General features: G+C 35.1%; 9 protein-coding genes. 5 read left to right on the forward strand and 4 right to left on the reverse strand.

The window, feature by feature from the left end; all coding sequences use genetic code 11:
• Positions 1–34 precede the first annotated feature (34 nt).
• From AB3I27_RS05530 to AB3I27_RS05540, 3 genes are all read right to left on the reverse strand, one after another.
• Positions 35–763 (reverse strand): LytTR family DNA-binding domain-containing protein, encoded by a 729-nt coding sequence (locus AB3I27_RS05530; protein WP_002293258.1) that lies wholly within the window; start codon positions 761–763, stop codon positions 35–37.
• A gap of 12 nt (positions 764–775) precedes the next feature.
• Positions 776–2,056, reverse strand: a complete 1,281-nt coding sequence (locus AB3I27_RS05535; RefSeq protein WP_104760300.1) for an ATP-binding protein — start codon at positions 2,054–2,056, stop codon at positions 776–778.
• Positions 2,057–2,196: 140 nt separating this feature from the next.
• The gene (locus AB3I27_RS05540; protein WP_002310790.1) at positions 2,197–2,799 is read right to left on the reverse strand and encodes an accessory gene regulator B family protein; all 603 of its coding nucleotides are present in this window, start codon (positions 2,797–2,799) and stop codon (positions 2,197–2,199) included.
• Positions 2,800–3,024: 225 nt separating this feature from the next.
• Here AB3I27_RS05540 and AB3I27_RS05545 point away from each other — a divergent pair, with 225 nt between their 5' ends.
• A complete protein-coding gene (locus AB3I27_RS05545; protein WP_002293266.1) occupies positions 3,025–3,231 on the forward strand; it encodes a hypothetical protein in 207 nt (68 codons plus the stop codon).
• A 184-nt stretch (positions 3,232–3,415) separates the two neighbouring features.
• Positions 3,416–4,135, forward strand: coding sequence for a deoxynucleoside kinase (locus tag AB3I27_RS05550; RefSeq protein ID WP_002312814.1), 720 nt, complete (start codon positions 3,416–3,418; stop codon positions 4,133–4,135).
• 79 nt (positions 4,136–4,214) lie between these two features.
• On the opposite strand, the gene AB3I27_RS05555 is transcribed toward AB3I27_RS05550, so the two are convergent.
• Positions 4,215–4,898, reverse strand: a complete 684-nt coding sequence (locus AB3I27_RS05555) for a YoaK family protein (protein WP_002310796.1) — start codon at positions 4,896–4,898, stop codon at positions 4,215–4,217.
• Positions 4,899–5,118: 220 nt separating this feature from the next.
• Between AB3I27_RS05555 and AB3I27_RS05560 the strand changes: the two genes are divergently transcribed.
• The 3 genes from AB3I27_RS05560 (at position 5,119) to AB3I27_RS05570 (ending at position 8,434) form a co-directional block, all read left to right on the forward strand.
• Positions 5,119–7,305, forward strand: coding sequence for an ATP-dependent helicase (locus AB3I27_RS05560; RefSeq protein WP_002314068.1), 2,187 nt, complete (start codon positions 5,119–5,121; stop codon positions 7,303–7,305).
• A 348-nt stretch (positions 7,306–7,653) separates the two neighbouring features.
• Positions 7,654–8,064 (forward strand): Spx/MgsR family RNA polymerase-binding regulatory protein, encoded by a 411-nt coding sequence (locus AB3I27_RS05565; RefSeq protein ID WP_002286258.1) that lies wholly within the window; start codon positions 7,654–7,656, stop codon positions 8,062–8,064.
• A gap of 13 nt (positions 8,065–8,077) precedes the next feature.
• Positions 8,078–8,434: a Spx/MgsR family RNA polymerase-binding regulatory protein gene (locus AB3I27_RS05570; RefSeq protein WP_104760299.1), complete on the forward strand. Its 357-nt coding sequence runs from the start codon at positions 8,078–8,080 to the stop codon at positions 8,432–8,434.
• Positions 8,435–8,855 lie beyond the last annotated feature (421 nt).

Raw genomic sequence — 8,855 nt, forward strand, 5'->3', positions numbered from 1 at the left:
GATTATTTAGTCGGTCCAAACTATTCGGTTCTTTTTATGAAATTAACTTTTTTAATCCACGGATAGAGACAGGGATAGTCTCACCGTTTGCCAACGTGACTTCTCTGGTTTTTTTATTAATCGACCGCACGTTTTGTGTATTGATAACATAAGATTTATGACAACGAATAAAATTCCGATGCATTTTCTCGATTTCTTTGATCTTCTCGTAGAATTGCAATTGAGCATGAGTCAAATGAACTTCCAATTTATGTGGTGCGCCTAACGAAGTAGAAAAATATTGGATTTCTTTGATCGGTAAAAATTTGATCTCATCATTGAACTCTATTTTGAAGATATCTTTTTGGATCTGGGACATTTGAAAATCTTCAAAAATTTTGCTCAGGATCTGCTCGACATTTTCTTTTAAATCATAAAGGTCTTCTTTCACAATATAGTCAGTCGGCTCAATGTTGCTTTTTAAGATTTTCATCGACATTTCCGTATGAGAAGTCACATAGATTATTTTTCCTAAAGGATCTAATTCACGGATCAATTTACCAATCGCTACGCCATCCATTTCACTGTCTTCTAATTCAATATCTAAAAAATAAATACCAAAAGAAGAAGTTCTGATCTTGGCCGCATTGAGAAGTTCTTCCGGATCAGAGGTAGAAATATGAACATAACTGTCTAAGTTTTCAATCATGATCCTGTTTTTGATCACCGTTGATAAAACTTCCAATTGTTTTGGATCGTCTTCACAAATATAAATGGGAATCATATCATTACTCCTTTATTTTATTTGTATATAAATCGTTTGAGAAAAACGTTGGTTTTCAATTGATGTTTCAAGGAAAAGATAAGGGTTTGTCTTTGTCAATTCATCCAAGATAAACAAGCCAAGTCCTTCGTTTTTTGGATTTGTTTTTGTTGAGAAACCTTTTTGTTTCAACTGGTTTAACGGTAATGTATTGGTTGTTGTATTGATTACACGAATCATCACGGAATGATTTTTCTTGATGATTGTCAATTCGATCTTTTTCTTCTTTGCAGCACTAGCTCCTTCAATCGCATTGTCCAAGATAATACCAAGCATACGTACAAGGTTTACCGTATGTTTCGTATCCAACTCGATTGGCTTAGGAAAATGAAGCTGGACGATCAATCCTTTTTCCTGTGCCATCATAAGTTTTAATGACAGCAAACTGCTTATTTCAGGAACTTTCATATTATCCAACATACTTAGATTGGCCGGGAAAAGGTTCATCATCTGGCGTGTAGGCAATATCGTTTGATCGTAGTACGACCGTAATCCTTCCAAGTCGCCTTCTGCAATATAGCTGTGAAGAGAAAAGAGCAGATTTTGGTAATCATGTTTGAATTCTCTCAAGTCTTGATAGTTTTTTTCCAGATCTTTGATATAATCCTGCTGCATCCTGACTTGTTGCTCTAACAACTGATCAGCTAATTTCTTATTAGAGATTTTCCAATAATAAACCAAGATGATCAAGCCGACACACAGATAGAGAATGAAAAAACTAGTATTCAAAGCTAAGACATCAGGTGTTTCACCAGAAAAACGGGTATAAAAAATAATGATATAGTATGTAAATAATATCAACGTCCCAATCGTACCGATCATACGGCGGTCCACTGTGTGAAACCAAGTCTCTAACGATTTTTTAAAACAAAAAGCTAATAAAGCAGATAAAAGAGCGGATAAGGCAATGTGAAAATACTGCAAGGAATCTCCTGGTTCAACAACCGCAGATTTCAAAACAAAAAAATCGCCGATGCTTGTTAAATGATCTCCTAAAAGCGACGTCAATAATCCACAAGGAAGCGCGTAAACTAATTGTTGACGCGAAGTCGAAAAGAAGAAAAAAGTAAGCATCAGCATTCCTATAGCAATTAGAGCAGTAAAAATCCCTAAAACTGAGTAGACCCATCCAATCAAAACGCAAGAAATCAGAGTGACTCCTACAAACAGATAGTTGTATCGGATATGATGGTCAATCAATAAGATACAAATTGTGTAAATCAAATATTGCAACGCTATGGACCATAAAAACATAAAGTACAGCTCCCATTGATTTTTACCAAATTATAGCACAATTAGCGTATTATTTTTTTAATTTTTCAGGGATTTTGAATTCAGAACTCATACCAAAGCAGCAGCCAGATACAAAAAAGTCAGATAAGTTAGTTAATTGTTTAATGATTGTTTTTTTCATGAAAGATTCCTCCAAAATTCATCAAGTATTTTGTAATAGGAAGCAACGTAGCTATTTCTAAAACAATCCCAAGTAGCAAATAGGTAGAAAAGTAAGAAGCTGAGAAAAATAAAGTGATGAGAGAAAAAATTAGAAACATGCTGATTGCCTTCTTTAATAATGGTGGACGTTTCTCGGGTTCAATGGGATTGATTGCTGTACCTCTTGATCCATAGCGAAGCAGTAACAAAAAGCAGCTGATTAACAAAAAGACCATCATTGGGAAGGAGATAGTCAATTGCAGATGTTTCATCACCAAGGGAACGCCCCATAAATAAAGCAGTGTCCACAGCAGACAAACGAATTCAGAGTCGGAATGCAATCCATAAGCATATCTGCGGATGCAGATATAGGAAAGAAAGGTGATTCCTGTTTCCGCCCATGAGCCCGTCACCAGAGAAAAGACTAGAACGACCGCTAGTTTTCCAAGGTTGTTCAATAAAACTTCTAAGGCAAATTTTACTTGGACATACACCATATCTTCTTCCGATTTATCTCCGCTGAATAAGGTTTCTAATAATTTGTTCACAACTTTATCTTTCATCTCATACGTACCTCCACCACAAATTCTATGCTAAAAAAAATAAAAAACGTGTTTTGTTTCATAAAAAGTGGTTTTGACATCAAAACCGTCATGATTTCCTTAAATCCTTTCCAAAAAAGGTGACAGTTTTGATACGAAAAGTACTTTTTATGACAAGTTTGTGTTTTTTTGATTATTTTATGTTAAAAATTTACTGACCTTAGAAAAGGTGATGGAGGGATTCTTATGGAAAATGAACAATTGTTTGAAGTCGGCGAAACATATGCATTTAAATCTGATTTATTTGAATCACCAATAAAAGGAAAAATAGAAAAAATCTATGAAAATAGCGTGATGATACGTGTCATGAATTGCGCAGCAGAAGACAATGATACCGCTCATAATCTGCACTGGCAGTTAGTTGTACGCAAATCAAGTACAATAGAAGAATAAAAACAGATAAAATGTTGAGAGCATAAAAGAGTAGAAGTTCATCCATTCTACTCTTTTATTTTCATGAATAGGCGTGACTTCTAGCTACTATTGGCGAAGCAGTCTTTAAGGAGCAGATAAAGTCAAGGCTTTTATTTCTATAAATGAAGTAGTAAAATGAAGAACAGATTTTATTACAGGAAGGATGCCGATAATTGTGATCATTGTTGCAGGAACGATCGGTGCAGGGAAAAGCACACTGACTGAAATGCTTGCCCAAGATTTAGAAACAAAACCTTTTTATGAGAACGTGGAGGATAATGAAGTATTGCCACTGTTTTATTCTAATCCGGAAAAGTATACTTTTTTATTGCAGATATTTTTTCTAAACAAACGTTTTTTGGCGATTAAAGATGCTTTCAGCCATGATGATAATGTACTAGACCGCTCTATCTACGAAGATAGTATGTTGTTTCATCTGAATGCCGATTTAGGGCGTGTTTCTGAAGTAGAAGTAAAGCAGTATGAGGGCCTTTTAGAGACGATGCTGAAGGAATTAGAAGAAATTTCGCCACAAAAGAAACCGGATCTACTGGTTTATATTCGTGTGTCTTTTGAAACTATGTTAGCAAGAATCAAAAAAAGAGGTCGGGAATATGAACAGCTAGAGCAAGATCCTGAACTCTATTCCTACTATAAAGAACTCAATCGACGTTATGAAGAATGGTATGAACAGTTTGATATATGTCCCAAAATAGTAATCGATGGGGATAAATACGATTTCGTAGCCGATCCAACATGTGGAGAACAAATCGTACAAGAAATCAAGATGCGGGCAAAGAAAATGACAGAAGAGGCAGATGCCCAATCGATCCGCTACACTACAAATAACCCGAAAGCAAAGGGTATCTTTACAACTGAATAATAAAAAACTAAGCAAATTGCTCACTCACAAATATTTCTTTGTGAACAGCATCCTGCTTAGTTTTTTTGATTCAGGGGAATCAAAAGGTGAAACGGTTCGTATGATAAAACTGCCATAACTGAAATGTCTGAGTGAGGGCCATGATCAAGAATAAAATAGAAACAATCAAAATCGAATGGGCGCCAAACAAATGATGACAGAATACAAGGACAATAGCCCCTGCGATAAAGGCAAGAACGACAGTTAAATAGTGGAAAAATCGATCAAAATCTGCTTTTTCTTTAGAAATACAATAATCATATAAATTTGTTGCTACCCCTTTTAAATTTCCTGTTGTGAATAAATTGGTGTAGGCACGCCCGTTGATTTTATCAAAAGCCACCCACTGGATCGAAGCCGTAAAAGCAATTAAAATCGTTACTAATGCGGGATGTTCATGGACAGGTGTCAAACTAACAAAGAAAAAAATCACCGCTTCATAATATAGAACAAATAAACGCCAGAAATGTTTTTCTTTTTTTCTAAAATAATCAATCAAATACTTTGTTAGAAGAATCCCTAAGAAAAAGAAAAGGGTAGACAATACTTTTTTGCCAACGCTTAGCCACTCTCCGTCAAAAGCTTGGATGATCGATAGGATGATATTGCCAGTTTGGGCAGAGGCAAAAGCACCATACTGGATATAAGTATAACTGTCCATTGCTCCTCCGATAAATGTCAGCAAAAGACCTATTGTACGCCCCTCGTGAAAGGAAGTCTGCATTTTTTTCATCACCTTTTATGAATATAATTTTGTCTTCCTTATCTTAGCATAAACGATTGAAAAAAAGGAAACATTTTCAGAAAACCAAAATCATCTCGCTCCCCATTTTCATTTTTAGAAAGGTCTGTTAGTATAAAGAAAAAAATAGACAACGAGATTTTAAATAATCAAATTGGAAGAAACAACTTCAAAGAAGAAAGATGGGAAGGAAATCAATCAGTTGGATGAAAAAGAAATTCTCCGATTACAAAAAGAACTGAATCGTTGGGAGAACAAATATAAAAAGCTTCAACAAGTCTTTCGGCTACAAGAAGAAATCATTGCTACCTATGAAGCGGCTTATGGAGAAGCCCCTGGACTTATTGAGGAAGAGATGCAGGAAAAAGAAAGCAAAGGAAACAACTCTTTCTTTAAAATGATGGAGAAACGTTCTTATAATCGCTTCAATCAAGAACAAAAAGCAGCTATCACATACGACATGGAGAAACATCTTCGAATCATAGCGGGAGCTGGGAGCGGCAAGACGCAAACAATCTGTGCAAAAGCGGTGTACCTGATGACACAAAAACAAGTAGACGAAGAACGCATACTGATGATCACTTTTACACGGAATGCTGCAAATGAACTAAAAAAACGAGTAGATAATTTCAGCCAAAGGAAAACTGCTGTCCATATCGGAACATTCCACAGTATCTTTTTTAGGATATACAATGAGATTTGTCGAAAATTCCCTGAAGTGGCAATGCAAGGGATACAAGGAGACTTTTCAAAAGATACTGCGCAAAAAGTAAATGCTGTTTTGCAACAGCTGATACGTAAATATAATCTTTATCTATTTGATCAATATGGAGAAAAAACGATTGCTTCTCGCTTAGACTATTGGCAGAATATGAACCTATCAATAGAAGAAATGATTCAGTTAGTTAAAGAAAAATATGATTCCATTGATAAGAATACAAGACAACCGATATCAGAACGACTGTATGGATTGCTCACAGAACTCCAAGAACAAAAAAGAAGGCAGCAATTGTTAGAGTTCAATGACGTACTCCAAAATTTGAAAAGCGCTTTGGAGAATGAAGAGATTCAGCACTATATTGGACAGAAATATGATTATCTATTTATTGATGAATTTCAAGATACTAATCCACTTCAATGGGAAATCGTGAAGCGGATGACAAAGGAAAACGGGATCAAGTTAATCGTTGTTGGAGATGATGACCAAAGTATCTATGGATTCAGAGGATCAGAGCCAGCGTATATCAAGAACTTTGAAAAAGAATATCCTACTAAAACTCTTTTCTTATTAACTAATTACCGCTCTCGGGCAGCTATTGTCCAAGGAGCGAATAGATTGATCAGCTATAACAAAAATGATCGGATACCAAAGGCGATGATTCCAGCACAAAAAGAAGCGGGTGTTATGGAGGCTTATTTGTTCTCAGATACAAAAGCAGAAAGCCAGTGGCTGATAAGTCAAATTCAGTCATTTATTCAAAAAAATGGGAAATATAAGGAATCGATCATATTATACCGATCGGCTTCGCAAACACAGCAACTTGTCCAATCTCTGCTAAAAACGAATATTCCTTTTGTACTGGAAGCAGATAGTCCATATGAAGGTATCTTTGGTATCAAGTCTTTCCAACAGTTCTATCAAAAAATCGTTCATTGGCAAACAGCTCAGAATCCGCAAAAGAAAAATCAAACCTATCAGCAATTGCTGCGGCAGCTGATGGTAGACTGCTATCTGAAAAAAAGTGAATGCGATCAATACTTTTCTCCTAAATATCAAAATACAGCCATTACGGATTATATTTTGTCGGTAAGACCCAATTTAAAATCCAAATCTGCAGAAATCCGCCAGTTTGAGGAAGCGTTGCGTAAAACAGACCAGCATCAAGAAGTCTATTCGCTTGTACAAAGCTATCTTCATCTGCCACGTATAGCTAAGGAAATCGATCAGAGTGATCAAGAATGGATACGAGAAGAAGTAAAGCAACATGCTACTTTTAGAAGTATCCAAGCCTTATCGCAAGAAACCCAAGCAACAGCTAAAGAATTAAAAACCCGCTTGATTGCTTACAGACAAGGAAAACTTGATGCGCTATGTATCCAGAGCATTCATAAAAGTAAAGGTCTTAGTTACAGAAATGTCTTTTTAATTGGCTGTAACGAAGGAAGTTTGCCTTATAACGGAGCAACAGAAAAGAAAGTCATCGACTCTAATGAAATAAAAGCAGAACCAGTGACGACGATAGAAGAAGAACGAAGACTATTTTATGTTGCGATGACTAGAGCAAGAAATCGTCTGTATCTATGTGTACCTCAAATGAAAAATACAAGAAAATTGAAAGTATCGAGATTTGTCAAAGAAACCGGTAGTCGTATGAAAAAAGGAAAGTGATGGAAAAGAGGTTGTGACAGGAGTGGTCAGCTTCAAGAAATAAGAAGGAATTTACGGAAATTGCTTCTCAAATTTTTGTAAAATTTCGGCTTATTTTTGAAGAAGCTACTTCTGGAACACCGTTTATTCGGAAAAAGGAGGTGTGACAAGATTTTTGTCACACCTCCCTTATTTATTTTTGAAAAATGAGAATACTATTATTAAAATAGGAAGTACATAGAATAATTCTCATTATTTAAACGTAAATAATCGATTTTTTTCGACTTTTTTTATTTTTTATTAGCTAATAATTGGTATTTTAAAAGAAATTGCTGTAGAATTGGATTATAATTAAAAAGGAGTGAGAAAATGATAAAAGTATATACTTCGCCTAGCTGTACTTCCTGTAGAAAAGCAAGAGCATGGTTGCAAGCGAATCAACTTGAATTTGAAGAGAAAAATATTTTTGCCGAACCGTTAACAGAAAGTGAGATCAAAAAGATTTTAGCAGCGACTGAAGGAGGAGTTCAAGATATTATTTCCACTCGGTCGAAAATTTACGAGAAGTTGGGAATAGATTTTAACGAATTAACTTTAAAGCAAATGATCGTCCTATTCAAAGAATATCCTTCATTATTGAGACGACCTATTTTGATTGATGAAAAAAGAATACTAATCGGATTCAATGAAGATGAAATCCGTTCATTTGTCCCTCGTGAAATTCGGTGTGTTGCTAGAAACCTAATCTATTTACAAAACAATAACATCTTAAATTCATAGGGAGGGAGTCTTCGTGGAAGTGAAAGTCTACGGATCGGCGCACTGTGTAACCAGTCTGAAGGCGAAACAATGGTTAGAATACCATCAATTGCCTTATCAATTTGTTGACTTAGAAGAACGCGATCTAAGTACAGAAGAAGCAGAAGAATTATGCAGTTTTGAAGAAGTGCAAGCAGAACAGCTATTTGTGACTTGGTCTGAGGCTTTCCATAACATTGCGATAGACCTTTCTTGTGTAGGTAAGAAACAACTGATTTCTTTATGTACACAACATACAAAACTCCTCAGACGTCCGTTGATCATTATGGATGAAGTTCTATTTATTGGATACAATGAGCAGTTGATGGAGCAACTTATCCTAAATAAATAGTCTTTACCTATTTTAATCAAATTTCTGAGCGCTTCGTACAGTTAGAGCAGTTGAACACTTAACATCAAGTGTGTTATGTGTTCTTTTTTTGTCTTTATTTTTCTACTATAAAAGATATAATCGATTTATGTGGTCAAAATTCAAATGTACGAGGGAAAATAGGCTGAGAAATATATTGACATGTGTAAATTTACATGATATATTCATTTTTGTTGTTTTAAGTAATATGCAAATAAAATAGCATTAAAAAAACTTGAAAAATAGTTATTGACATGTTGCTAATGACATGATAAGATAACTGAGTCGTTAAAAAAGAACAGCTTGCGAAGGTTGATTCTATTGAAAAAAACTTCAAAAAAGTTCTTGACAAATAACAAACGATAAGTTATGATAAATGAGTTGCTGAAAGATTTCAAAAAAC

It is taken from the genome of Enterococcus sp. C46 (assembly GCF_040887565.1).
Lineage (GTDB): Bacteria > Bacillota > Bacilli > Lactobacillales > Enterococcaceae > Enterococcus_B > Enterococcus_B lactis.